Origin of the sequence: Pediococcus sp. M21F004, assembly GCF_051122535.1 — a bacterium.
Taxonomy (GTDB): Bacteria; Bacillota; Bacilli; order Lactobacillales; family Lactobacillaceae; genus Pediococcus; species Pediococcus inopinatus.
In genome coordinates this window covers 616,755-642,855 of sequence record NZ_CP177314.1, presented here as the reverse complement: position 1 = coordinate 642,855, position 26,101 = coordinate 616,755, and the positions used below count along the sequence as shown (strand labels likewise).

Below are 26,101 nucleotides of genomic sequence, written 5' to 3'. Positions count from 1 at the left end.
AATTTTAGCCATCTAGACAAAACCGGACGACCCGTGAACAAGTCTCGTTCTTTTGTTGAGGTGGCTTTTTTGATATAATGACAAGTGGAATTCTAAGTTTTAAAAACCTTCGGAATTGGAAAGCTGTGTTATCAATGAATCGCAAGTCTAAGAAACCCAGAGCGGGGGACTATATTGCGATCAAAAGCTATAAACATGATGGGAGTTTGCATCGTACATGGCGAGATACAATGGTATTAAAAAATAGTGATGACGAGTTTATTGGCTGTAATGATCATACATTAGTCATTGAGGATGATGGCCGACGCTGGGTAACGCGTGAACCAGCCATCGTTTATTTTCGAAAAGATTATTGGTTTAATGTGGTCACCATGATTCGTAGAGGCGGCGTCTCAAATTATTGTAATTTAGCTTCTCCGTATGTGTTAGATGAGGAAGCCTTGAAGTATATTGATTATGATTTGGATGTAAAAGTTTATCCGAATGGAGATCGAAAGTTATTAGATGTTGACGAATACGAGCGCTTTAGTCAGCAATGGCACTATCCAGAAGATACTAAGCAGATCATTCAATCAAGTGTGTTGACACTGACAGATTGGATTGATCAAGGGGCGGGGCCGTTTTCTGATGAGTTTATTAATATTTGGTATAGCCGTTATCTGGAACTTGTTCATCGTAATAACCGGCGTTAATTTTGGTCGTAATAATGAATTGGATCGGTCAGCCGATTTTTAATTCTGCATAAAACTAACTGGCAATGTTTGAGATTCTCGAATGTTGCCAGTTTCTGTATAAAGATTTTTGGGAAAATAAGCAGTCAAATGAACCTGAGTAGCTTATAATAGGACTATCATAAATAATGAAAATGGGGCGTTTCTACGTAAGCTGAAAGATCTTGTAGAATGCTAATTACATTTAGAAGGAAGTCATGCTATGTTTGATAAAATCAGAAAATCCCCGCTTTTATTTTGGTCATTAGAGTTATTAATTGTGGCCAGCTTGATTTACGTATGTACAAAAATTAATTTTTTGTTTGCACCAATCGGAACCTTCATTTCTACCGTGTTTGTGCCCATTATTTTATCGGGATTTTTGTTTTATTTATTAAATCCACTAGTTAAACTAATTCAAAAAATTAAGTATAAAAAATTTCATATCAACCACACTTGGGCTGTTGTGATCGTCTTCGTATTATTGTTTGGTGTGATCGGATATGCCCTGGGTTGGATGATTCCCAAACTAGTTAACCAGATTGCCCAACTGATTGAAAGCTTGCCAACCATTGCCAGCAACCTTCAAAAGACGTCCCAACATTTTGTTGAACATTCGGATTGGATTAAAAATGTTGATCTGGATCCGTATATAAAAAAGATGAATAGTTCAATTGGAACCTATGCGGAATCAATTCTGGGCACGATGACAAGCAGCATTGGAACCCTGATTTCAACAGTTACCTCTGTGACCATCGTCGTTATTACGGTACCGGTTATGCTGTTTTATATGTTGAAAGATGGCTGGAAACTCATGCCAACTGTCAAACGGCTATTGCCTGCCAAAAATGCGGATACCATCCAAGATTTATTTGAAAAAATGAGCGCAACGTTATCATCTTATATTTCTGGTCAAGTTTTGGAATGTATTTTTGTTGGAACATTTACGGCAATCGGCTACATGATTATTGGGCAGCCGTATGCGCTATTGCTCGGAGTAGTGGCCGGAATTGCCAACATTGTGCCGTATGTGGGCCCATACATTGGAATCTTTCCAGCTTTACTGGTGGCTCTTACCCAGTCGACCATGCAAGTCGTATGGGTCGTGGTCGTTGTCTTGATTGTCCAGCAAGTAGATGGAAACTTGATCTATCCCAATATTATTGGACGTAGTTTACAGGTGCACCCACTTACGATTATTATCTTATTGTTAGCAGCTGGTAAAATTGCCGGAATTCCAGGGATGATTTTAGCAATCCCTGCGTATGCGGTGGTAAAAGTCCTAGTTGAGTTTATTTACCACATTTGGATTTTGAATAGCGACGAGTGAGGCTGGACTAAACAAGCAAAAGCAACGAGGATCCCTGTTAATTAATTCCTATTTTACTGGAATCGGGCGCTATACATGTGGTAGTATTATGAAGTATTTAATATTATTCTTAGGAGAATGAACATTGAAAAAGGTAATTACTTATGGCACTTTTGATCTAATTCATAAGGGACATATTCGTTTGCTAAAGCGAGCTAAAGCACTGGGTGACCATTTGACAGTGTGTGTATCAACGGATGAGTTTAACGCCTTAAAGGGCAAAAAAGCTTACACAAGCTATGAAGATCGTAAGTATATTTTGGAAGCTATCCGTTATGTGGATGAAGTTATTCCTGAAAAAGGTTGGGATCAAAAAATCAAGGATGTTGAAGAACGTCATATTGACACCTTTGTCATGGGGGATGACTGGAAGGGTAAGTTTGATTTCTTAAAAGACTACTGTGAAGTTGTCTATCTTCCCCGAACAGAAGGCATTTCTACTACCAAGATCAAACGTGATTTGGGTCTTGGCGGTAAAGACGAACCACAAAAATAAATATAAAACGGAGCTGGGGCAAATCCTCAGTTTTTTTATTAGTTATAAACTAGTAAGAAAATAGCCAAATTGAAGTCGAATCAGCGCACTTTTTGTAAAAAATACGTTATTCTTAATTTGGGATGTATTATCCGGATAAAAGTAGTAAATTATATTGTGAATGCAATTAGGAAGTAGGAAATTAGTTATGAGCGAAACAAAAATAGATCAGGCAGTTGCCAAACGGCGAACATTTGCCATTATTTCTCACCCGGATGCTGGTAAAACAACGATCACGGAACAGTTATTATTGTTTGGTGGCGTTGTGCGCGAGGCTGGAACGGTAAAGGCTCGTAAATCAGGTAGTTTTGCCAAGTCTGATTGGATGGAAATCGAAAAGAAGCGGGGCATTTCGGTTACAAGTTCGGTTATGCAATTTGATTACGGTGACAAACGAATTAACATTTTGGATACCCCTGGACATGAGGATTTCTCTGAAGATACGTATCGAACACTGATGGCGGTGGATTCTGCCGTGATGGTTATTGATTCTGCAAAAGGAATTGAGCCCCAAACTAAGAAATTATTCCAAATTTGTAAAATGCGGGGAATCCCCATTTTTACTTTTATGAATAAATTGGATCGTGATGGTCGCGAACCTTTAGATTTGGTCAATGAACTTGAAGAAGTTTTGGGAATCAATGCTTACCCAATGAACTGGCCAATCGGGATGGGTAAGGGTCTCCAAGGATTATACGATCGTTACAATGAGAGAATCGTTTTATATCGCAAAGATGCAGATGGTAATCAATATTTGCCTTTGGATAAAGACGGTAAATTATCAAGTGATCATCCTTTAACAGAAGATAGTACTTATCAAGACGCGCTAGGTGACATGGAATTATTGAGTGAAGCCGGAAATGAATTTGATGAAGACCAGATTGCCTCGGGAGATTTAACCCCCGTTTTCTTCGGTTCGGCTTTAGCTAATTTTGGCGTTAAAACTTTCCTTGATATTTATTTGAAATACGCACCAGCACCTGCTGCACACGAAGATCGCGCTGGTGAAGTTATTAAACCAAATGATTCAGAGTTTTCTGGATTTATCTTTAAGATTCAGGCTAATATGAATCCTAACCACCGGGATCGCATTGCCTTTGTACGAATTTGTTCGGGTGAGTTTGACCGCGGAATGGATGTGACGTTGCAGCGAACGGGAAAAGTTCTTCGTTTGTCAAACTCCACCCAATTTATGGCGGACTCCCGGCATACGGTTGAAAAGGCGGTGGCTGGTGATATCGTTGGCTTATATGATACGGGAAATTTCCAGATTGGTGATACCATTTATGCCGGGAAGCATGATGTTCAGTTTGAAAAGCTTCCTCAATTTACGCCAGAACTATTTGTGCACGTTGCTGCTAAAAATGTGATGAAACAAAAATCATTCCATAAAGGAATTCAACAACTGGTGCAAGAAGGAGCAGTTCAGCTGTACACAAATTACAATACGGGTGATTATATTTTAGGTGCGGTTGGCCAACTTCAATTCGAAGTCTTCCAATTCCGGATGTTAAATGAATATCATTCTGAAGTCGTGATGGAGCCAATGGGTAAAAAGATTGCGCGCTGGATTGAGTCTGATCAATTAGATGAAAAGATGTCATCTTCACGAAACTTATTGGTGAAGGATCGTGCTGACAAGCCACTGTTCTTATTTGAAAATGAATTCGCAGAACGCTGGTTTAAAGGCAAATATCCGGAAGTTAAATTAACAGCCAAGCTATAAAATTACGTAAACAGGGGGGGGACAAACTCAATTTTTTAGTTGAGATTGTCCTCTTTTATTTAACTAACAATGGTTAAAGTTCCTTAAAATCTCTAAGGATACCCGGGATAAGACTATTAAAAAAACGGATTTTCAGTTATACTTATTTAGTTTATGAATGCTATTTAGCGTTTAAATTTAAAATTGTGAATGTGCAATGGAGGGTCAACTATGAGTCAAGCGTGGCATAAAATTCGCCGTGGATTAAATACACGGTTTGGATTTTTCTTGTTCGCCGTTATTCTATTTTGCATTAAATCCTACATGGCTTACCAAACTAAATTCAGTTTGGGTGTCAAAGGCAATATGCAAGAATTAATTTTAGCGATTTCACCAATTGCGACGGCGCTGTTGCTGTTCGGGATTGGATTATATTTTCGAGGTCGATGGGCTTATTGGTGGATGATTTTAGTTGACGCGATTTTGTCGACTTGGTTATTTTCTAACATTTTATACTATCGGGAATTTTCAGATTTCATTACTTTTAATCTGATTAAGGGATCTGGAGCCACTTCAGATAACCTCGGGAAAAGTTTAATGGGAATCATGCGTGGCACTGATTTTTTGGTGTTCATAGATGTTGCCTTTTTGATTCTATTGTTACTGATTCGATTCATTAAAATTGATACCACACCATTTAAATTTCGATACGCAGTAGCCACCACCATCTTATCTGTTGGGGTGTTTGGCGTAAACTTGGGAATGGCATATAGCAATCGTTCCGGGCTTTTAACGCGAACTTTTGATAATAATTACATCGTTAAGTATTTAGGTCTCCAAACGTACACAGCGTATGATGCAATTAAGACGTATCAAAATAGTGAACAGAAATCGAAAGCTTCAAACAATCAATTGAAGCCGGTTCAAAAATTCTTAAAAGATAATCATATTTCGTCTAACATCCAGTACAAAGGGGTCGCAAAGGGAAAAAATGTCTTTGTCATTCATTTGGAAAGTTTGCAACAATTTGTGATTGATAAAAAGTGGGATGGCCAAGAAATTACGCCGAACTTAAATAAGTTATATCACGAAGACGATACGCTTAGTTTTGATAATTTCTTTAATCAAGTCGGCCAGGGGAAAACGGCCGATGCTGAAATGATGCTTGAAAACTCACTATTTGGTTTAGCAGAAGGATCAGCAATGGTTATGGATGGGACAAGCAATACGCTCCAGAGTATGCCAGCTATTTTAGATCAAAATGGCTACTCGACGGCTTCATTCCATGGGGACGTTCCAAGTTTCTGGAATCGTGATAATGCCTATAAGTCTTTTGGTTACCAATATTTCTTTAGTAAGGAATATTACAAGATCAAACCTGGATATGTCAGTGGTTACGGGATGAAGGATAAACTCTTCTTGAAAGATACTGTTAAGTATATTCAGCAGTTACCTCAACCGTTTTATGCCAAGCTCATCACTGTTTCAAACCATTATCCTTACTTGATTGCCAAGAAGGATGCTTCTATAAAGGCTTGGGATACCGGTGATCCAACGGTTGATCCTTATGTGCAAACTGCGCATTATTTGGACCAATCAATTGGCGAACTCTTAAGTTATCTGAAGAAATCTGGGTTGGATAAGAAGAGTATGCTAGTTCTCTATGGTGATCATTACGGAATTTCAAATAACCATAAAGCAGCTATTGCGAAAATTTTAGGCCTAAAACAAATTGATAATTACAACTTGGCTATGTTCCAGAAAGTGCCTTTCATGATTCACATGGACGGACTAAAGGGTGGCATCAATCATACCTATGGTGGTGAGATAGATGTTATGCCAACGTTAGAAAACCTGATGGGAATTAATGTTTCTGGGGCCATTCAGTTTGGTCAAGATCTCCTTTCAAAGGATCGTAATCAAATTGTTTCCTTTAGGGATGGAGACTTTGTTTCGCCGAAGTACACTAAGTATGGGGGCGATCTGTATCTGACTAAGACGGGACAACAGATTACAGATGAAACGGATACTGAGAAAAAAGAAGTCGCTAAAATTCAAAAGTATGTCAATCAGGAATTATCGTTATCCGATTCCGTTATTAACGGTGATTTACTCCGATTCTCAAAACAAAGCTGGTTTAAAAAAGTCGACAAATCAGATTTTAATTATAAAAAATCGGCGGCATTGAAAGAATTAAGTGAAGCGCAGACGAAGACACCAACCAGTTTATTAAAAGAAAATGACGGAAAATCAACGGAGGATCTCTACAAAACTGACGCACCCGAATTAAAGAGTGAAAGTTCAAGTAGCAGTAGTGATGATAGCAGCAGTTCCAGTTCAGGCTCTAGCTCGAGTTCATCAGCTTCATCGTCATCTTCATCAAAGTAAATTAAAGGAGCTTATATCATTGTTTATAAAACCAGATATGGGCTCCTTTTTGGATACAAAAAAACCAAGTCACCAGGGACTTGGTTTTTACAACTTAACTATTAAGATTTAGAAGATGATGCTTTTTTTGCGGGAGCGAGATCTTCAGTGGATAAGGTAATCTCACCATCGGCAATTTTTGCCACAAGATTTTTTGCATCCGCATGATCAAGATAGTAATCCGCAATGCGATCTTCAATTTGCTCTTGAATGACACGTCGCAAAGGACGAGCACCCATTTTTGGATCATAACCTAATTCGACTAGCTTCTCTTCAACTGGTTCTGTCACATGCACATGTAAGCCTTGAACGGCCAACATTTTATTAACATCACCAATCATTAAGTCAACAATCTTCATTAAGGTTTCCTTAGTGAGTGAATTGAATTCGACAATGTCATCAAACCGGTTTAAAAATTCTGGTTTGAAGTAATTACCTAACTTGTTCAAAACGGAATGCGTTTCACCCTTAGCTGCAGCACCAAATCCGACATCAGCTTCAACATCACCAGTTCCGGCGTTGGAAGTCATGATAATAATCGTGTCTTTAAAACTGACGGTGCGACCTTGTGAATCGGTCAAACGGCCATCATCAAGAATTTGAAGGAACATATGCATGACATCTGGATGAGCTTTTTCAACTTCATCAAGTAAGATCAAGCTGTATGGGTGACGACGAACCTGTTCGGTCAACTGACCAGCCTCTTCGTAGCCAACATAGCCAGGAGGGGAACCAATCAATTTAGAAATTGAATGTGGTTCCATGTACTCACTCATGTCAAAGCGGATCATTGAATCCTCAGAGCCAAAGAGCTCATTAGCTAATTGTTTAGCTAATTCAGTTTTACCAACTCCGGTAGGACCAACGAATAAGAAAGACCCAATTGGTCGGCCAGTGCCATTTAGCCCAATTCGATTTCGCCGAATTGCTCGAGCAATTTTGTTCACGGCTTCGCTTTGACCAATAACTTTGGAGTTCAAATCTTTACCAAGGTTTTGAAGCTGCTCTTGTTCCCGTTTTTGGAGTTCACCAACCGGGATACTAGTTTTTTCTTCAATAATTTGTTCCATATCTTTATCGGTTACAGTAGGAATTTCGTTTTGGTTAGCTGCACCAGACTTGGTTTTTTCTAATTTATTGATTTGGTCACGATAATAAGCGGCTTTTTCATAATCTTCAGCTTTAGTTGCATCTTGCTTGTATTTTTCGGCATTATCAATCTTTTGCTGAATAGTATTTGGATCAACCGTATTAATTGTCAAATTTTTCTTAGAACCTGTTTCATCAAGCAGGTCGATTGCCTTATCAGGTAAGAAACGATCCTGAATGTAGCGTTTTGACAATTTGGCTGCCGCCTCAATTGCTTTATCTGTGTAGTGAACATGGTGATAATCTTCGTATTTCTTTTGAATACCCTTTAAAATCTTGATGGAAGCTTCCACACTAGGTTCGTCGACTTGAACAGGTTGCAAACGACGGGCAAGAGCAGCATCTTTTTCAATATCACGGTATTCATTTAAAGTTGTTGCACCAACAAGTTGGAAATCGCCACGGGCAAGAGCGGGTTTCAAAACGTTACCTGCGTCCATGCCACCTTCAGCGTTACCAGCACCAACAATTTCATGAATTTCATCAATAAAGACGATGGCGTCCTTATTCTTTTGAACTTCTTTCATAAGTTGTTGCATCCGTTGTTCAAACTGTCCTCTAATTCCAGTTCCTTGAACAAGTGAAACAACGTCTAAACGAATAATTTGTTTGTTAATCAATTTTTGAGGAACATCACCAGCCACAATCTTTTCAGCTAGGCCCTCAACAACTGCTGTTTTACCAACACCGGCTTCACCAATTAAAACTGGATTGTTTTTGGTACGACGGTTCAGTATTTCAATAACCCTTGAAATTTCTGTATCGCGTCCAATAACAGGATCAATTTTCCCTTGTTTTGCTAGATCAGTCAGATTTAAGCCGTACTGAGCTAACAGACCACCTTGGCCATTTTGGCGACCACCATTATTATCAGTGGGGCCACTAGGTTGAGTAGGGGGAACCTGTTGACTAAAGTTTTGCGCATTTTCAACGTTACCATTTTGCATAGCACGGAAAATGTCGTCTAGATTTCCAAATCCAAATGGGTCTTGTGCCATATTCGTAGCACCTCCATTTCCAAAATTATTGCCTTCTTGTTGTTTTAGAAGTTGATAGCAATTTTGACAAAGATCAATCTGCCGCTGTTGTCCATTCACATTAACGTGCAGATGAATCGTTGCTTCATTTTTATGACAATTTTGACAAAGCATCTTGCCGTCTCCTTTCGAAAAATCAAAGCTTAAAAAGTTTGACCAACTTTGACCATGAACACATTATACCTCGCATACTAATTTGTGCAAGCAATTTGTTTTCTAAAATTTAGCCTGCTAGAATCGGATAATCAGCCAATGCGCTGGTCACAAAGCTATATTAGCACTTTCATAATTAGAGTGCCAATGTTTGAACTTTTTTATGAAATCAACTAAACTAAAATTATCCAAAAAAGGGTAGGTGATTAAATGGCACGCGACTTTTCAAATTTATTAGAGCAGCTGCGTCAGGGAAGCATCAAGGAATTAATAGTTGAATCGGATGAGTTTCCCGATTTTCAACCTATTTATATGAAGTATGAACAACGAAAAAGAATTATTGGTCAAGCTCAGAGAAACGGAAAAGTGGTTTACCATTTTGAAAGTGATGAAAACGGTAAATCTTAATTTTCTTTTAATTTCGTGAAAGGGCTTGTAATAATTTAGAGAAATTGCTAAAATCAATGGGAAAGGCTGATTATTTGTTAGTAGAATAAATGGTTATTTATTTTTTACTATTAAAAGAAAGCCCTTACCAAATTATATATATATTAAAGGAGATCGATTTATAATGGAAACACGCGACTTTCATATTATTGCAGAAACAGGTATTCATGCTCGTCCAGCTACTTTATTAGTACAGGCAGCTAGCAAATTTAACGCAGACGTTAAGTTAACTTACAAAGACAAATCAGTTAATTTGAAGTCTATTATGGGTGTAATGTCATTAGGTGTTGGCCAGAATGCTGATGTAACAGTTTCTGCCGATGGCGACGACGAAAAAGAAGCAATTGAAGCACTCGCAGATACAATGAAAAAGGAAGGACTTTCTGACTAATGACAAAAGAATTGAAGGGAATTGCTGCCAGTGATGGTGTTGCAATTGCGAAAGCTTACATGCTTGTCGACCCTGATCTGTCATTTGATAAGAAAACAATTGATGATCCAGATGCTGAAATCAAACGACTTAATGCCGCTTTGGACGCATCTAAATCAGAATTAGAGTTAATCAAAAGTAAGGCTTCTGAGAATCTTGGAGAGGATGAAGCCGAGGTTTTTGAAGCACATATTACGATTCTCTCCGATCCTGAATTAATTGGGAATATTGAAGATAAGATCAAGAATGATTCTGTAAATGCAGAACAAGCATTAAAAGATGTAACAGATGGCTTTATTGAAACATTTGAAGCTATGACTGATAACCAATACATGCAAGAACGTGCCGGAGATATCCGTGACGTCACAAAACGTGTAATGAGTCATTTATTAGGTGTTGAATTACCAAATCCAGCCCTGATTAACTCTGAAGTGGTTATTGTAGCGCACGATTTGACTCCAAGTGATACTGCACAATTGGATCGCAAGTATGTCAAAGGCTTTATTACTGATATTGGTGGAAGAACTTCGCATTCAGCAATTATGTCTCGAACACTTGAAATTCCTGCAGTTGTTGGTAGTGAAAAAGCTACAACAGAAATTAAATCCGGAGAAAATGTCGTTATTGACGGAATTCACGGTGTCGCAATTGTTGAACCTGATGCTGACCAAGTTTCTAAGTATGAACTTATGCAAAAAGGATTCTTGGCACAAAAAGCTGAATGGTACAAACTTCGTGACGAAAAGACTTTGTCAAAAGATGGCGTTCACTTTGATTTAGCAGCTAATATTGGTACTCCAGATGATATTAAGGGAGTTGTCGATAATGGTGCTGAAGTAGTCGGCTTGTTCCGTTCTGAATTCTTATACATGGATGCCAGTGAGCTTCCAAGTGAAGATGATCAGTTTAAGGCATACAAAGCCGTTGTTGAAGGCATGAAGGGCAAACAGGTTGTTGTTCGGACAATGGATATTGGTGGAGACAAGCAGTTACCATACTTGCCACTTCCAGAAGAAATGAACCCGTTCTTGGGCTACCGAGCAATTCGGATCAGTCTTGATCGTACAGACTTGTTCCGTACCCAGTTACGCGCATTATTGCGGGCTTCTGCATACGGAAAGCTTGCTATCATGTTCCCAATGATCGCAACCGTTGCTGAATTTAAGAAAGCTAAAGCTATCTTTGAAGATGAAAAACAAAAGATGGTTAAAGCTGGTACTAAGATCGGTGATGAAATCCAAGTTGGTATGATGATGGAAATCCCAGCTGCTGCAATTATTGCAGATAAGTTAGCTAAGTATGTTGACTTCTTCAGTATTGGTACCAACGATTTGATTCAGTATTCATTTGCTGCTGATCGTGGTAACGAAAAAGTTTCATACCTATATCAACCATATAATCCATCATTGTTACGTTTAATCAAACGTACAATTGATGCTTCTCATGCAGAAGGTAAATGGACTGGTATGTGTGGTGAAATGGCTGGAGATCAAACAGCTGTTCCAATTTTAATGGGTCTTGGTTTGGATGAATTCTCAATGAGTGCAACTTCAGTTTTGAAGACTCGTTCATTGATGAAACGCTTAGACACCAAAGAAATGAAGAAGTTAGCTGATAAAGCAGTTACTGAAGCAGAAACTAACGACGATGTTATCAAACTCGTTAATGATGCAGTTAAATAACTGAAATTAATTTTACTTAAAATCTCTTAGGATGATACATATCCTGAGAGATTTTTTGCGGCTCTTTGTCAAATCCTGTTGATAGATGAATTTGGGACACTGTTAGAAGTTATGCAACTTCTAACAGTGTCTTTTTGTTTGGTTTGGTTCTCATTTGTTGTAATTTAACTCTTGAAACTAAGTGGTGATAATTTCGGAAACCGAAGGCAGTTCTTTGAATTTGCTTAATCATTCTATTGATCCCTTCAATTGGACCATTAGAATACTTTGATTCACTGGCATTGAGGACTATTTCAAGATTCTTTTTAAATGTGGTTAAAACATCTTTCATTTGCGAGCTAAGCTTATCGTTGTTATATAAATATTGAACAAGACCATCTTTGTCGTGATTTTTAAGACATATCATAATGCCTTGCATGGCGTTATAAGTATTTAACAGTCTTTCATCAACATCTAGACCTAACTGAACTCTTTCGAGTTGAGTTACTTGTTTCCTAAGGTGTCGATCGAAAAATGTTTTTTTAATCTCAAGCTCATCGAAGTGTTTTAAATAAAGTTTCCAGGAGAATTTAAGCATCCGATATTCCTTGGATTGTTTCTTGTATTCTTTCATAATTTGAACGCGACTTTGGTTAAAAGATCTAGTCATCATCGCAACAATATGAAAACGATCGACAATTATTTTGGCATTTGGAAATACCAATCTGGCGATATCTTGATAGTAACTATTAAGGTCCAGAGAAACTGTCTTTACTTGCTTTCTAGCGGTGCTGTCAAACTTATTAAAGTAATCAATAATAGTTTGTTTAAAGCGATCCGGTAGGATCTGTTGAATTTCATGATCACCATCACCGTTAATACAAAGAAAGTGGAAATCGCCGCCAACACCACGAAATTCATCCATAGATAAGTGCTCAGGTAAAGAATGATAATTTCTCCGAAATAGATCATCATAGTTGTCTAAATAGCGACAAACGGTACTGGGAGAAACACTATTGTCTAAAGCAATACTAGTCTGAGTACGATCATCCTGAAGATGCATGAATATTTTTTGTCTGGTAGCTTTGGAAATATTACAATACTTATTGACGAGGTCTGTTGTTGCCATTACCGAGTTTCCACAATTTTTACAGATTAATCGTTCTTTATGAAGTTCAAGATAGACGGGCTCACTAGCGTTGGCCGACGGATATGAAACGCGTGACACATAGTGTCCGTTATGACTAAAGTTTTCAAAACCACATTGAGGACACCTTGTATAAGTGGCTTTTACATTGGCAACATAGACTTTAGCAGGTTTTGATTTTATGAATTGATGCTTATAACTGAAAAAAATAACATTTGGGTCTTTAATACTGAGTGAAAATTTTATATTATTATCTATAGGGTTCATGGTTTCTCACATCCTTTGATGATGCTGTAGTGGGTGGATTTTTTTGTGTGTGGGGACCTGTGGGCCTCTTTTTTTTTCAAAAAAATCCTGTTAATAGATTACCACATTGGTAGTTCATCAACAGGAAAAAGTATAGAGCCTTTTTTGCTATACTAAAGCCGTTTAGTAAAGTGACTCAGAGATACCTTAACAAGTTGAAGAATGGTTTTAAATTATTAGCGGAACCAAAAGCTAGTGTTATTTGCATAACACGCATGAAACCAATATAATTGAACTTAATTAAGTTTACGTTTTGAGGAGGATACTTGTGAATATCGGAATTTTTACGGACACGTATTACCCGCAGGTAAGCGGAGTTGCAACGTCGATTAAGACTTTGCGTGAGCAACTCGAAAAGCAAGGCCATCAAGTGTATATTTTTACTACTACGGATCCTAAAGTTGATAAGAATGTATATGAAAGAAATATTTTCCGTTTTACAAGTGTTCCCTTTGTTTCTTTCACTGACCGCAGAATTGCTGTAAGTGGGTTGTTTAAAGCCTATCAGGTAGCAAAAGAATTGAATTTAGATATTGTACATACGCAAACCGAGTTTTCTTTAGGTTGGATTGGTAAATTTGTTGCGAAGAATTTGAATATTCCTTGTGTACATACGTATCATACGATGTACGAGGATTATTTGCATTACGTGGCGAATGGTCATTTGTTACGGCCATACCACGTTAAACAAGCAATGCGGGCCTTCTGTTATCATCTGATGGGGGTGGTTGCGCCAAGTGAGCGAGTGATTAGAACACTGAATGGTTATGGCGTAAAATCACCGATTCGGATTATTCCAACAGGCGTGAATGTTAACCATTACGCTCAACATGAGGATGTTGATTGGCGGGCAAAATATGGTTTCGCTAAAAACACCAAAATTCTGCTTTCTTTAAGTCGTTTAGCGTATGAAAAAAATATTCAAGAAGTGATTAAAACTTATCCGAAGATATTAGAGGTTGTGCCAGATAGCTTGTTATTAATCGTTGGAGATGGCCCCGCTCGTGAAACGCTTGAACAACAAGCACAGGACGCGGGAGTTGCAGATCATGTTAAATTCATGGGCGAGATTGATAACGATATTGTCTATCGTTTCTATCAAATGGCAGATTTATTTGTTTCGGCATCTGAGTCTGAATCACAAGGATTGACTTATATAGAGGCAATGGCGGCCGGACTTAAAATAGTTGTAAAAACTGGTCCATATACTGATAGTTTGCTGGATGATCCCTCACTGGGGGTTACGTTTGAAACAGAAGAGCAATTTGTTCATTTTGCTGAAAATTATTTGAACCATCCTGCAAGTTTTGAAGATCCAGAACCTCGGGAAAGAAAGCTGTATGAAATTTCTGCGGACCATTTTGGTAAGCAGGTTGTTGAGTTTTACAAAGATTCGTTAGTTTTGTATGCGGATCGGGAGGAAAGTTCGGATTTTTCAGATTAAGGGGGGATAGATTTGCGAATTAATATGTTTTCTTCGGCAACTAAAGTAAAAGGCCAAGGGGTTGGTAGTGCCTATGAAGAACTGATTTCTCTACTAAAGACGCATTTTCCAGAAGATTTTCAAGTGCAGATTAATAAGTTTAGTCGGTCTGAAATAAGTCACTATCATACGATTGATCCACAGTTTTATTTATCAACTTTTATGCCAGGAAGAGGTCGAAAAATTGGTTACGTCCATTTTTTGCCTGAAACTATTGATGGCAGTCTAAAAATTCCTCAACCATTTCGAGGGATCTTTTATAAATATATTATTGCGTTTTATAAACGGATGGATCATATTGTTGTGGTCAATCCGACTTTTATTCCTAAATTAACAGCTTATGGAATTCCTGAAGAAAAAATTAGTTATATTCCAAATTTTGTCCATAAAAGTGAATTCTATGAGATGGACCAAGATAAAAAACTGGCATTGCGTAAACAAATGAACCTTGATAAGGATAAATTTGTAATTTTAGGGATTGGTCAAGTTCAAGAGCGTAAAGGCGTCAAAGACTTTATTAAGCTTGCCGGGCAAAATCCACAAATCCAATTTATTTGGGCAGGGGGCTTTTCGTTTGGAAGAATGACTGATGGATATGCAGAACTCAAGAAGGTTGTGGACAATCCACCGGCTAATCTTAAATTTACAGGGATTATTGACCGCAGTGAATTGGTTAATTACTATAACGTGGCAAATCTATTTTTGCTCCCTTCCTATAATGAACTATTTCCAATGTCTGTATTGGAAGCTTTTAGTTGTGGCACGCCAGTACTATTGCGGGACCTTGATCTATATCAGGCCATTATCAAAGACTACTATGCTTCTGCAAAGGATGTAGGGGAAATGCAAACCCAAATTAGTTATCTGACGACGCATCCAGAAGCACTACAAAACTTACACGAAAAAGCTAACCAAGCTTCTGAACAATATTCAGAAGATCATTTAGCAAACATTTGGCATGGCTTTTATTTGCAGCAGGCAAGAGAGGGCTAATTTATGTCAAGAAGAAATAAGGTTGTTCTAGGTATAATGCTTGCGCTCGGAATTGCCATTTTTGGATTTTCGCTGCGTAATGTGAATCTACATAATCTAGGCCATGATATTTTACACATTCATTGGCAATGGCTAATTGTTGCTGTGATATGTATGTTACTGTATTTTGGGATTGAGGCCATCATTACTAGGATGTTTGTGACTAGCAATGGAGACCATTTCTCGTTTAGGGATGCAATCAGGATTCCATTGATTGAACAACTTTTTAACGGAATAACGCCATTTTCTTCAGGTGGACAGCCGGCACAATTGATAGCTTTAATGCAAAGTGGTGTTGAGGCAGGCAGAGCAAGTTCCGTACTATTAATGAAATTTGTTGTTTTCCAAGCGATGATTGTGATTAATTTCATGTTTAGTTTGTTGATCGGTTTTCAATATCTGGCCGAAAAAATGAGCTATCTTTCTTTGTTTGTTGTTTTTGGATTTGTCATTCATTTTACAGTTATTATTGGCTTGCTACTGATCATGTATTGGCACGGCTTTACGAAAAAGTTGATTAGTTGGATTTTAATTCCAATTGGTTGGTTTGTTAAAGCAGAGCGCTATGATCGATGGAAACAAGCGTTGGATGAGAAAGTAGATACCTTTTACAAAGAGAGTGTGCGAATAAAAACACAATGGAAACTTTTGATTAAAGTTTTTGTCATGACTTTCTTTCAGTTATTATTTTATTACCTTGTGCCATACTATATTATGCTGTCCTTGGGATATACTGGTATAAACATTATTATGGTAACCTCATTACATGTTTTAATCGTTATGGTCATTTCGATTTTTCCAATTCCGGGAGGATCAGGTGGTGCAGAGTATAGTTTTGATGTGTTATTCTCCAGTTTTATTCACAGTAACAGCAAATTAGTATTGGCCATGTTACTTTGGCGATTGTTAACATATTATTTCGGAATATTTGCCGGAATGTTCGCTTTAGTTACAAAACCTGATAGAATAGATCGGAAAATTAAAAGAAATAAAGAGTGATTTTTAAAGTGATGACTATTAAAAGTTGTCGCTTTTTTGTTTGTTTCAAAAAAAGTTTCTTTAAATATTTTCAGGATTGACGGTGCTTTGAAGATACCACTTGGATGAAACTAGAAGTTTGCTCTTGACCAAGAACGGAATTCTTGATATGCTATTTAAGGTCGTTTTTGAGAGAATTATCTTTCGAACCACCGTTTCAAATGTTTTTTAAAAAGTTGAATTTGGTTGTTGACTTTTGTAAAAACTGATGATAAAGTTAAATAGTTGCGTTGAGGCGTTTAGCGCTTCCAACAGTGACTTAGTAGACCTTTGAAAACTGAACAAAGTTTCGACAAAGTAAAATGTGTAGGGTCTTCAAATGAAAATTTTGAAGCAAACATTTGCGAAGTCAATTCGTTTTAAACAATGAAACAACAAATGAGCTTGTAAAAACTCAAGTATAATATGAGAGTTTGATCTTGGCTCAGGATGAACGCTGGCGGCGTGCCTAATACATGCAAGTCGGACGCACTTTCGTTGAATGATTTAGAGATGCTTGCATCGAAGATGATTTTAACTATAAAGTGAGTGGCGAACGGGTGAGTAACACGTGGGTAACCTGCCCAGAAGTGGGGGATAACACCTGGAAACAGATGCTAATACCGCATAATAAAGTAAACCGCATGGTTTTCTTTTAAAAGATGGCTTCGGCTATCACTTCTGGATGGACCCGCGGCGTATTAGCTAGTTGGTGAGATAAAGGCCCACCAAGGCTGTGATACGTAGCCGACCTGAGAGGGTAATCGGCCACATTGGGACTGAGACACGGCCCAGACTCCTACGGGAGGCAGCAGTAGGGAATCTTCCACAATGGACGAAAGTCTGATGGAGCAACGCCGCGTGAGTGATGAAGGCTTTAGGGTCGTAAAACTCTGTTGTTGGAGAAGAACGTGTGTGAGAGTAACTGCTCATGCAGTGACGGTATCCAACCAGAAAGCCACGGCTAACTACGTGCCAGCAGCCGCGGTAATACGTAGGTGGCAAGCGTTATCCGGATTTATTGGGCGTAAAGCGAGCGCAGGCGGTTTCTTAAGTCTAATGTGAAAGCCTTCGGCTTAACCGAAGAAGTGCATTGGAAACTGGGAAACTTGAGTGCAGAAGAGGACAGTGGAACTCCATGTGTAGCGGTGAAATGCGTAGATATATGGAAGAACACCAGTGGCGAAGGCGGCTGTCTGGTCTGTAACTGACGCTGAGGCTCGAAAGCATGGGTAGCGAACAGGATTAGATACCCTGGTAGTCCATGCCGTAAACGATGAATGCTAAGTGTTGGAGGGTTTCCGCCCTTCAGTGCTGCAGCTAACGCATTAAGCATTCCGCCTGGGGAGTACGACCGCAAGGTTGAAACTCAAAAGAATTGACGGGGGCCCGCACAAGCGGTGGAGCATGTGGTTTAATTCGAAGCTACGCGAAGAACCTTACCAGGTCTTGACATCTTCTGCTAACCTAAGAGATTAGGCGTTCCCTTCGGGGACAGAATGACAGGTGGTGCATGGTTGTCGTCAGCTCGTGTCGTGAGATGTTGGGTTAAGTCCCGCAACGAGCGCAACCCCTATTATTAGTTGCCAGCATTAAGTTGGGCACTCTAGTGAGACTGCCGGTGATAAACCGGAGGAAGGTGGGGACGACGTCAAATCATCATGCCCCTTATGACCTGGGCTACACACGTGCTACAATGGACGGTACAACGAGTTGCGAGACCGCGAGGTTAAGCTAATCTCTTAAAACCGTTCTCAGTTCGGACTGCAGGCTGCAACTCGCCTGCACGAAGTTGGAATCGCTAGTAATCGCGGATCAGCATGCCGCGGTGAATACGTTCCCGGGCCTTGTACACACCGCCCGTCACACCATGAGAGTTTGTAACACCCAAAGCCGGTGGAGTAACCTTCGGGAGCTAGCCGTCTAAGGTGGGACAGATGATTGGGGTGAAGTCGTAACAAGGTAGCCGTAGGAGAACCTGCGGCTGGATCACCTCCTTTCTAAGGATATTTAGAAACGGAAACCTACACATATGTCGAAACTTTGTTTAGTTTTGAGAGGTTTACTCTCAAAATTTGTTCTTTGAAAACTAAATAATATCGAAAAATTTTCTAATTTTAATTATCAGATAATTAAACCGAGAACATTGCGTTTTATAGAGTTTTACAACAAGATTAGTTCTTAAAATAATCGCTAAACTCAAAACCACTTTATCTTCGATAAAGTTAGGTTAAGTTATAAAGGGCGCATGGTGAATGCCTTGGCACTAGGAGCCGATGAAGGACGGGACTAACACCGATATGCTTCGGGGAGCTGTAAGTAAGCTTTGATCCGGAGATTTCCGAATGGGGAAACCCAACAACATTAATCCGTTGTTACCACTACGTGAATTCATAGCGTGGCTGGAGGTAGACGTGGGGAACTGAAACATCTCAGTACCCACAGGAAGAGAAAGAAAAATCGATTCCCTGAGTAGCGGCGAGCGAAAGGGGAACAGCCCAAACCAGGAAGCTTGCTTCCTGGGGTTGTAGGACTGAACATTTGAGTTACCAAAGATTTTCATAGCCGAACAGTCTGGGAAGACTGGCCAGAGCGGGTGATAGCCCCGTAGGCAAAATGAAGATCCCTCAGTTCAGGATCCTGAGTACGGCGGAACACGTGTAACTCCGTCGGAATCCGGGAGGACCATCTCCCAAGGCTAAATACTCCCTAGTGACCGATAGTGAACCAGTACCGTGAGGGAAAGGTGAAAAGCACCCCGGAAGGGGAGTGAAACAGTTCTTGAAACCATGTGCCTACAAGAAGTCAGAGCCCGTTAATGGGTGATGGCGTGCCTTTTGTAGAATGAACCGGCGAGTTACGTTTGCATGCCAGGTTAAGTTGAAGAAACGGAGCCGTAGCGAAAGCGAGTCTGAATAGGGCGACTGAGTATGCAGATGTAGACCCGAAACCAAGTGACCTACCCATGTCCAGGTTGAAGGTGCGGTAAAACGCACTGGAGGACCGAACTCGTGTACGTTGAAAAGTGCTGAGATGAGGTGTGGGTAGCGGTGAAATTCCAAACGAACTTGGAGATAGCTGGTTCTCTCCGAAATAGCTTTAGGGCTAGCCTCGGACTTAGGATCATGGAGGTAGAGCCACTGTTTGGACTAGGGGCCCATCTAGGGTTACTGAATTCAGATAAACTCCGAATGCCATTGATTTATGTCCGGGAGTCAGACGGTGAGTGATAAGATCCATCGTCGAAAGGGGAACAGCCCAGACCACCAGTTAAGGTCCCTAAATATATGTTAAGTGGAAAAGGATGTGGAGTTGCATAGACAACTAGGATGTTGGCTCAGAAGCAGCCATCATTTAAAGAGTGCGTAATAGCTCACTAGTCGAGTGATTCTGCGCCGAAAATGTACCGGGGCTTAAACATATTACCGAGACTGTGGATGCCACCGTAAGGTGGCGTGATAGGAGAGCGTTCTAAGGGCGATGAAGGCAGACCGTGAGGACTGTTGGAGCGCTTAGAAGTGAGAATGCCGGTATGAGTAGCGAAAGACAGGTGAGAATCCTGTCCACCGAATGACTAAGGTTTCCTGGGGAAGGCTCGTCCTCCCAGGGTTAGTCGGGACCTAAGTCGAGGCCGAGAGGCGTAGACGATGGATAACAGGTTGAGATTCCTGTACTAGTTAAACTTGTTTGAACAATGGAGGGACGCAGTAGGCTAAGGAAAGCACACAGTTGGATAAGTGTGCCCAAGCAACAAGTCTTAGATAGAGTCAAATGCTTTATCTTTTAAGGACAAGTTGTGATGGGGAGCGAAATTTAAGTAGCGAAGTTCCTGATGTCACACTGCCGAGAAAAGCTTCTAGTTAGAGTTTAACTACCCGTACCGCAAACCGACACAGGTAGTCGAGGAGAGTATCCTAAGGTGTGCGAGAGAACTCTCGTTAAGGAACTCGGCAAAATGACCCCGTAACTTCGGAAGAAGGGGTGCTGATCGCAAGATCAGCCGCAGTGAATAGGCCCAGGCGACTGTTTATCAAAAACACAGGTTTCTGCAAAATCGTAAGATGACGTATAGGGGCTGACACCTGCCCGGTGCTGGAAGGTTAAGTGAATGAGTTAGCTTCGGCGAAGCTTTGAAATGAAGCCCCAGTAAACGGCGGCCGTAACTATAACGGTCCTAAGGTAGCGAAATTCCTTGTCGGGTAAGTTCCGACCCGCACGAAAGGTGTAACGATCTGGGCACTGTCTCAACGAGAGACTCGGTGAAATTATAATACCCGTGAAGATGCGGGTTACCCGCGACAGGACGGAAAGACCCCATGGAGCTTTACTGTAGCTTGATATTGAGTGTTTGTACAACTTGTACAGGATAGGTAGGAGCCGTAGATACCGGAACGCTAGTTTCGGTGGAGGCGTTGGTGGGATACTACCCTCGTTGTGTGAACCCTCTAACCCGCGCCACTAAGCGTGGCGGGAGACAGTGTCAGGTGGGCAGTTTGACTGGGGCGGTCGCCTCCTAAAGAGTAACGGAGGCGCCCAAAGGTTCCCTCAGAATGGTTGGAAATCATTCGCAGAGTGTAAAGGCACAAGGGAGCTTGACTGCGAGACAGACAGGTCGAGCAGGGACGAAAGTCGGGCTTAGTGATCCGGTGGTACCGTATGGAAGGGCCATCGCTCAACGGATAAAAGCTACCCTGGGGATAACAGGCTTATCTCCCCCAAGAGTTCACATCGACGGGGAGGTTTGGCACCTCGATGTCGGCTCATCGCATCCTGGGGCTGTAGTCGGTCCCAAGGGTTGGGCTGTTCGCCCATTAAAGCGGTACGCGAGCTGGGTTCAGAACGTCGTGAGACAGTTCGGTCCCTATCCGTCGCGGGCGTAGGAAATTTGAGAGGATCTGTCCTTAGTACGAGAGGACCGGGATGGACATACCGCTGGTGTACCAGTTGTTCCGCCAGGAGCATCGCTGGGTAGCTACGTATGGATGAGATAAACGCTGAAAGCATCTAAGTGTGAAACTCGCCTCGAGATGAGATTTCCCATTCCATTTATGGAAGTAAGACCCCTGAGAGATGATCAGGTAGATAGGTTGGGAGTGGAAGTGTAGTGATACATGGAGCGGACCAATACTAATCGGTCGAGGACTTAACCACAAAGTGGTGTTCTCAAAGAGAAGATTTCGATATTATTTAGTTTTGAGAGAATAAATTTCTTTCACACGAGCCGCGGAAGTGGATCGGAGAAGTGTGGTGACGATAGTGAGAAGGATACACCTGTTCCCATGTCGAACACAGAAGTTAAGCTTCTTAACGCCGAGAGTAGTTGGGGGATCGCTCCCTGCGAGGGTAGGACGTTGCCATGCGTTTATTATGGAGGATTAGCTCAGTTGGGAGAGCGTCTGCCTTACAAGCAGAGGGTCACAGGTTCGAGCCCTGTATCCTCCATTGAGCCGTTAGCTCAGTTGGTAGAGCATCTGACTTTTAATCAGAGGGTCGGCAGTTCGAGACTGCCACGGCTCATTGGCACTATGTGCCTTTGTTTTTTAAATAATTAATTATAGAATGATGCCGACTTAGCTCAGTTGGCAGAGCATCTGTCTTGTAAACAGGGGGTCGGAGGTTCGAATCCTCTAGTCGGCATTTTATAATTATGCGGAAGTAGTTCAGTGGTAGAACATCACCTTGCCATGGTGGGGGTCGCGAGTTCGAATCTCGTCTTCCGCTTTGTAGTTTCAGCTACAAGCACAAGCATTGCCGGGGTGGCGGAATTGGCAGACGCACAGGACTTAAAATCCTGCGGTCAGTGATGACCGTACCGGTTCGATCCCGGTCCTCGGCATTTTTAATAAGCACCCATAGCGCAATTGGATAGAGTGTCTGACTACGAATCAGAAGGTTGTAGGTTCGACTCCTACTGGGTGCATTTTCGGGAAGTAGCTCAGCTTGGTAGAGCACCTGGTTTGGGACCAGGGGGTCGCAGGTTCGAATCCTGTCTTCCCGATTAAATGGTTTTATATACATTTATATTTAAGATCGCGGTGTAGCTCAGCTGGCTAGAGCGTCCGGTTCATACCCGGGAGGTCGAGGGTTCGATCCCCCCTGCCGCGATAGGTTTTAATATACGAACTTGGACCTTTAGCTCAGTTGGTTAGAGCAGACGGCTCATAACCGTTCGGTCGTAGGTTCGAGTCCTACAAGGTCCATCTAATGTGTTTTTGATATGTTAGTGGGCATGAAAACCGTATATTGTAATGGAGGATTACCCAAGTCTGGCTGAAGGGAACGGTCTTGAAAACCGTCAGGTGGGTCAAACCACGCGAGAGTTCGAATCTCTCATCCTCCTTTTTTATTATCGCGGGATGGAGCAGTCTGGTAGCTCGTCGGGCTCATAACCCGAAGGTCGCAGGTTCAAACCCTGCTCCCGCAATTATGGTTCCATGGTCTAGTTGGTTTAGGACGCCTGCCTGTCACGCAGGAGATCACGAGTTCGAGTCTCGTTGGAACCGTTATGGCTCGGTAGCTCAGTTGGTAGAGCAACGGATTGAAGCTCCGTGTGTCGGCAGTTCGATTCTGTCCCGCGCCATCTAATGTTCATTTATGCGGGTGTAGTTTAGTGGTAAAATCACAGCCTTCCAAGCTGTTGTCGCGAGTCCGATTCTCGTCACCCGCTTTTTCATATGATGGGCCTATAGCTCAGCTGGTTTAGAGCGCACGCCTGATAAGCGTGAGGTCGATGGTTCAAGTCCATTTAGGCCCATTGGAGAAGTACTCAAGTGGCTGAAGAGGCGCCCCTGCTAAGGGTGTAGGTCGCGTAAGCGGCGCAAGGGTTCAAATCCCTTCTTCTCCGTTTTTTTTGACCCGTTGGTCAAGTGGTTTAAGACACTGCCCTTTCACGGCAGTAACATGGGTTCGAATCCCGTACGGGTCATTTTCACAGTTTTATTAATATTATCGCGGGATGGAGCAGTCTGGTAGCTCGTCGGGCTCATAACCCGAAGGTCGCAGGTTCAAACCCTGCTCCCGCAATTATGGTTCCATGGTCTAGTTGGTTTAGGACGCCTGCCTGTCACGCAGGAGATCACGAGTTCGAGTCTCGTTGGAACCGTCTCGGAAAAATAAATAAAGAATGCTAAAGAGGCTAACACAATAGGTGTTAGCCTCTTTTTGCAATTCAAATATTAACCTAACCTCGTTTAGAAGTTCAATCAATATTAGGCTCGATTTAGAGAAAAATCCCAATAGCCAAAAGCTATCAGGATTAAGTAGAAATGTTGGAGATTATTTCATGAGAATTAGAACGTTAAAAAATAAACATAAGATCACATTTACAGTTAGTAACAGTTTAGGCTGTTTCGCAAATTGTTGATAACCCCAAGAAATTAAAACTAACAGGCCGGCAATTAAAGTATAAGTGTTTAAATTACCAAGAACTGTTAGACCGACACAAAGGATACCAAGGATTAAATTAAAAATACCTGAATGAGAAATTTCTTTTATAAAAAATGGATAAAAGAAAAACAAGGCACTGAGTAGGGGAATAATTAAAATTTTTAAGAAATTTGTTGATAAAAACCCACATTGAACATAGAAGAATGTTTCTGGAAGAATGAACATGGAACTAATTGCGAACAAAAGCCAGCCAGCCCAGTTGTTTTTCGCTGAAAAAAGAAACGGCAGTAATGAGAGGAGACAAGTGAAAAGCAGTAGCCCAATTGTGGGTGCAATGCTCGAAAAAGAGAATGCCACAACTAAAATTGAAATTCCCGTCATGCCAAGGAAAATGGGGATTGGCATTTTGTTTGTGAAGCGGTCAAAAATCAGGAAATTGAACATAAAAACAAATAAAATTAAAATCACTTGATTCGTAAAAGTATGCTGAATCGTTGTGCTAACTTGGTGGCCATACATTGAAGGAATTAGCCAAGTCGCAAATGTTTGGATGACTGTCAATGTTACGGGAATAATTGTTTTTTTATTTACAGTCGTTAAATGTATCTTTTGCATATTTATTTTCTCCTATGTGAAATACTTCAATCGTAAACAAAGTTTGCCAGAACGTCAACCAAAATCTGTCTTTTAAAGGTTTTCTATTTGTGATAGACTTGTTAAGATGGTTTTTAATTCTAAACTTAATTGAGAAAAGCTGTAGCAATCAACTCTTTAAACTTAATTTGGCGAAGAATACAAAGACGTCATTGCACAGGTTATGATATTGAACAAACATTATTTTGTTCCCGAAAGGATTTGCGTAAAAGCAAAGATACCTTGTAACCGTTTATAATAAGGGGGAAATTTTCAAATGCAAGAGAGACATTTATTTACATCGGAATCAGTTTCAGAGGGTCATCCAGATAAAATTGCTGATCAAATCAGTGACGCTATTTTGGATGCCATGTTGGAACAAGATCCAGAAGCTCGAGTAGCCTGTGAAACGACCGTGACAACAGGATTAGTTGTTGTCGTTGGTGAAATTAGTACAACGGCTTATGTTGATATTCAAAAGACAGTTCGAAATACCATTAAAGAAATTGGTTATAAAGATGGTCAATACGGATTTGATGGAGACAACTGTGCCGTGATGATTGCTATCGATGAACAATCACCTGATATTGCTCAGGGGGTTGACGATTCTTTAGAAACTCGTGAAGGTGACGAGGATCCATTAGACAAGATTGGTGCTGGTGATCAGGGATTAATGTTTGGCTTTGCCATTGATGAAACACCTGAATTAATGCCATTACCAATTATGCTTAGTCATCATTTGATGCAAAAGACGGCTCAGGTTCGTAAATCTGGTGAATTACGTTACTTGCGTCCAGATGCTAAGGCTGAAGTGACTGTGGAGTATGATGACAACGAAAAACCAGTTCGGGTTGATACCGTTGTTTTGAGTACTCAGCATGATCCAAACGTATTGCTTGAAACAATTCGTGAAGATGTCATTGAACATATTATCAAACCAGTGATTCCTGCTGAGTTACTTGATGATAATACTAAGTATTTCATTAATCCAACTGGCCGCTTTGTTATTGGTGGACCACAAGGAGATGCCGGATTAACTGGTCGTAAGATTATTGTTGATACTTACGGTGGTTTTGCTCGTCATGGTGGCGGTGCTTTCTCCGGAAAAGACGCAACTAAAGTTGACCGTTCAGCTAGTTATGCGGCTCGTTACATTGCGAAAAACATTGTAGCTGCTGGATTGGCACACAAAGTTGAAGTTCAGATAGCTTATGCCATTGGTGTGGCTCAACCAGTATCAATTTCTGTAGATACTTTTGGAACAGGAACTGTTTCAGAGGAAAAGCTTGCTGCCGCAATTCGAAAAGTTTTCGATTTACGACCAGCAGGAATTATTAAAATGTTAGACTTGCAGCGACCAATTTACAAAAAGACCGCTGCTTATGGACATTTTGGTCGAACAGACGTTGATTTACCTTGGGAGCATACCGATAAGGTCGATGCTTTAAAAGAATTATTGAAGTAAGAATTTAAA

At 40.7% G+C, this 26,101-nt stretch carries 15 protein-coding genes, 19 tRNA genes, 3 rRNA genes and 1 riboswitch; of the genes, 34 read left to right on the top strand and 3 right to left on the bottom strand.

What is annotated here, in order from left to right; all coding sequences use genetic code 11:
* Window positions 1-134: 134 nt before the first annotated feature.
* From ACLHK8_RS03370 to ACLHK8_RS03350, 5 genes are all read left to right on the top strand, one after another.
* Window positions 135-692 carry a DUF402 domain-containing protein gene (locus ACLHK8_RS03370; RefSeq protein ID WP_063696980.1) on the top strand — a complete coding sequence of 186 codons (558 nt, stop codon included), beginning with the start codon at window positions 135-137 and terminating at the stop codon, window positions 690-692.
* A gap of 241 nt (window positions 693-933) precedes the next feature.
* On the top strand, window positions 934-2,040 hold the full coding sequence (locus tag ACLHK8_RS03365; protein WP_057774171.1) for an AI-2E family transporter: 1,107 nt from the start codon (window positions 934-936) through the stop codon (window positions 2,038-2,040).
* Window positions 2,041-2,164: 124 nt separating this feature from the next.
* Entirely contained in the window at window positions 2,165-2,575 is a 411-nt protein-coding gene (gene tagD / locus ACLHK8_RS03360) for a glycerol-3-phosphate cytidylyltransferase (protein WP_057774169.1), read from the top strand.
* 187 nt (window positions 2,576-2,762) lie between these two features.
* Window positions 2,763-4,340 carry a peptide chain release factor 3 gene (locus ACLHK8_RS03355; RefSeq protein WP_063696966.1) on the top strand — a complete coding sequence of 526 codons (1,578 nt, stop codon included), beginning with the start codon at window positions 2,763-2,765 and terminating at the stop codon, window positions 4,338-4,340.
* 210 nt (window positions 4,341-4,550) lie between these two features.
* Complete coding sequence (locus ACLHK8_RS03350) at window positions 4,551-6,707, top strand: LTA synthase family protein (RefSeq protein ID WP_063696969.1); 2,157 nt, start codon at window positions 4,551-4,553, stop codon at window positions 6,705-6,707.
* A 101-nt stretch (window positions 6,708-6,808) separates the two neighbouring features.
* On the opposite strand, the gene ACLHK8_RS03345 is transcribed toward ACLHK8_RS03350, so the two are convergent.
* Window positions 6,809-9,046, bottom strand: coding sequence for an ATP-dependent Clp protease ATP-binding subunit (locus ACLHK8_RS03345; RefSeq protein ID WP_063696971.1), 2,238 nt, complete (start codon window positions 9,044-9,046; stop codon window positions 6,809-6,811).
* Between the two features lie 249 nt (window positions 9,047-9,295).
* Between ACLHK8_RS03345 and ACLHK8_RS03340 the strand changes: the two genes are divergently transcribed.
* The 3 genes from ACLHK8_RS03340 to ptsP all read left to right on the top strand — a co-directional run bounded on the left by ACLHK8_RS03340 (window position 9,296) and on the right by ptsP (window position 11,644).
* Complete coding sequence (locus tag ACLHK8_RS03340) at window positions 9,296-9,493, top strand: hypothetical protein (protein WP_057774161.1); 198 nt, start codon at window positions 9,296-9,298, stop codon at window positions 9,491-9,493.
* A gap of 163 nt (window positions 9,494-9,656) precedes the next feature.
* The gene (locus ACLHK8_RS03335; protein ID WP_057774159.1) at window positions 9,657-9,923 is read left to right on the top strand and encodes a phosphocarrier protein HPr; all 267 of its coding nucleotides are present in this window, start codon (window positions 9,657-9,659) and stop codon (window positions 9,921-9,923) included.
* A complete protein-coding gene (gene ptsP / locus ACLHK8_RS03330) occupies window positions 9,923-11,644 on the top strand; it encodes a phosphoenolpyruvate--protein phosphotransferase (RefSeq protein WP_434520391.1) in 1,722 nt (573 codons plus the stop codon). Before ACLHK8_RS03335 ends, ptsP begins: the two co-directional genes overlap by 1 nt.
* Window positions 11,645-11,753: 109 nt before the next feature.
* Here the strand turns inward: ptsP and ACLHK8_RS03325 are convergent, their stop codons facing one another.
* Window positions 11,754-13,037: an ISL3 family transposase gene (locus tag ACLHK8_RS03325; protein ID WP_010620868.1), complete on the bottom strand. Its 1,284-nt coding sequence runs from the start codon at window positions 13,035-13,037 to the stop codon at window positions 11,754-11,756.
* 307 nt (window positions 13,038-13,344) lie between these two features.
* On the opposite strand from ACLHK8_RS03325, the gene ACLHK8_RS03320 reads away from it, so the two are divergent.
* The 25 genes from ACLHK8_RS03320 to ACLHK8_RS03200 all read left to right on the top strand — a co-directional run bounded on the left by ACLHK8_RS03320 (window position 13,345) and on the right by ACLHK8_RS03200 (window position 23,710).
* On the top strand, window positions 13,345-14,520 hold the full coding sequence (locus ACLHK8_RS03320) for a glycosyltransferase family 4 protein (protein ID WP_063696982.1): 1,176 nt from the start codon (window positions 13,345-13,347) through the stop codon (window positions 14,518-14,520).
* 24 nt (window positions 14,521-14,544) lie between these two features.
* The gene (locus tag ACLHK8_RS03315) at window positions 14,545-15,552 is read left to right on the top strand and encodes a glycosyltransferase family 4 protein (protein ID WP_105782252.1); all 1,008 of its coding nucleotides are present in this window, start codon (window positions 14,545-14,547) and stop codon (window positions 15,550-15,552) included.
* A 3-nt stretch (window positions 15,553-15,555) separates the two neighbouring features.
* The gene (locus tag ACLHK8_RS03310) at window positions 15,556-16,590 is read left to right on the top strand and encodes a lysylphosphatidylglycerol synthase transmembrane domain-containing protein (RefSeq protein ID WP_320531879.1); all 1,035 of its coding nucleotides are present in this window, start codon (window positions 15,556-15,558) and stop codon (window positions 16,588-16,590) included.
* Window positions 16,591-17,030: 440 nt separating this feature from the next.
* Window positions 17,031-18,608, top strand: a 16S ribosomal RNA gene (locus ACLHK8_RS03305).
* Between the two features lie 228 nt (window positions 18,609-18,836).
* A 23S ribosomal RNA gene (locus ACLHK8_RS03300) occupies window positions 18,837-21,759 on the top strand.
* A gap of 92 nt (window positions 21,760-21,851) precedes the next feature.
* Window positions 21,852-21,968: ribosomal RNA gene (rrf, locus tag ACLHK8_RS03295) — 5S ribosomal RNA — on the top strand.
* Together the 16S, 23S and 5S rRNA genes with 19 tRNA genes alongside form the textbook arrangement of a ribosomal RNA operon.
* A 9-nt stretch (window positions 21,969-21,977) precedes the next feature.
* Window positions 21,978-22,050 (top strand) — tRNA-Val (locus tag ACLHK8_RS03290).
* Between the two features lie 2 nt (window positions 22,051-22,052).
* Window positions 22,053-22,125, top strand: a tRNA-Lys gene (locus ACLHK8_RS03285).
* Window positions 22,126-22,172: 47 nt separating this feature from the next.
* A tRNA-Thr gene (locus tag ACLHK8_RS03280) sits at window positions 22,173-22,245 on the top strand.
* 12 nt (window positions 22,246-22,257) lie between these two features.
* Window positions 22,258-22,329, top strand: a tRNA-Gly gene (locus ACLHK8_RS03275).
* 29 nt (window positions 22,330-22,358) lie between these two features.
* Window positions 22,359-22,444: transfer RNA gene (locus ACLHK8_RS03270), tRNA-Leu, on the top strand.
* Window positions 22,445-22,454: 10 nt separating this feature from the next.
* A tRNA-Arg gene (locus ACLHK8_RS03265) sits at window positions 22,455-22,528 on the top strand.
* Between the two features lie 4 nt (window positions 22,529-22,532).
* Window positions 22,533-22,606, top strand: a tRNA-Pro gene (locus ACLHK8_RS03260).
* A gap of 33 nt (window positions 22,607-22,639) precedes the next feature.
* Window positions 22,640-22,713 (top strand) — tRNA-Met (locus tag ACLHK8_RS03255).
* Window positions 22,714-22,734: 21 nt separating this feature from the next.
* Window positions 22,735-22,808 (top strand) — tRNA-Ile (locus ACLHK8_RS03250).
* Between the two features lie 50 nt (window positions 22,809-22,858).
* Window positions 22,859-22,948, top strand: a tRNA-Ser gene (locus tag ACLHK8_RS03245).
* 10 nt (window positions 22,949-22,958) lie between these two features.
* Window positions 22,959-23,032, top strand: a tRNA-Met gene (locus tag ACLHK8_RS03240).
* Window positions 23,033-23,036: 4 nt separating this feature from the next.
* A tRNA-Asp gene (locus ACLHK8_RS03235) sits at window positions 23,037-23,111 on the top strand.
* A gap of 4 nt (window positions 23,112-23,115) precedes the next feature.
* A tRNA-Phe gene (locus tag ACLHK8_RS03230) sits at window positions 23,116-23,188 on the top strand.
* Window positions 23,189-23,204: 16 nt separating this feature from the next.
* Window positions 23,205-23,275: transfer RNA gene (locus tag ACLHK8_RS03225), tRNA-Gly, on the top strand.
* Window positions 23,276-23,287: 12 nt separating this feature from the next.
* Window positions 23,288-23,362: transfer RNA gene (locus tag ACLHK8_RS03220), tRNA-Ile, on the top strand.
* Between the two features lie 2 nt (window positions 23,363-23,364).
* Window positions 23,365-23,452, top strand: a tRNA-Ser gene (locus ACLHK8_RS03215).
* 8 nt (window positions 23,453-23,460) lie between these two features.
* Window positions 23,461-23,533, top strand: a tRNA-Glu gene (locus ACLHK8_RS03210).
* A gap of 24 nt (window positions 23,534-23,557) precedes the next feature.
* Window positions 23,558-23,631: transfer RNA gene (locus ACLHK8_RS03205), tRNA-Met, on the top strand.
* A 4-nt stretch (window positions 23,632-23,635) separates the two neighbouring features.
* A tRNA-Asp gene (locus ACLHK8_RS03200) sits at window positions 23,636-23,710 on the top strand.
* A gap of 173 nt (window positions 23,711-23,883) precedes the next feature.
* Here ACLHK8_RS03200 and ACLHK8_RS03195 read toward each other — a convergent pair.
* Window positions 23,884-24,609: a hypothetical protein gene (locus tag ACLHK8_RS03195; protein WP_057774877.1), complete on the bottom strand. Its 726-nt coding sequence runs from the start codon at window positions 24,607-24,609 to the stop codon at window positions 23,884-23,886.
* A gap of 214 nt (window positions 24,610-24,823) precedes the next feature.
* Window positions 24,824-24,907, top strand: a riboswitch (SMK box riboswitch).
* On the opposite strand from ACLHK8_RS03195, the gene metK reads away from it, so the two are divergent.
* A complete protein-coding gene (metK, locus tag ACLHK8_RS03190; RefSeq protein ID WP_057774874.1) occupies window positions 24,905-26,092 on the top strand; it encodes a methionine adenosyltransferase in 1,188 nt (395 codons plus the stop codon). (Overlaps the previous riboswitch by 3 nt.)
* Window positions 26,093-26,101 lie beyond the last annotated feature (9 nt).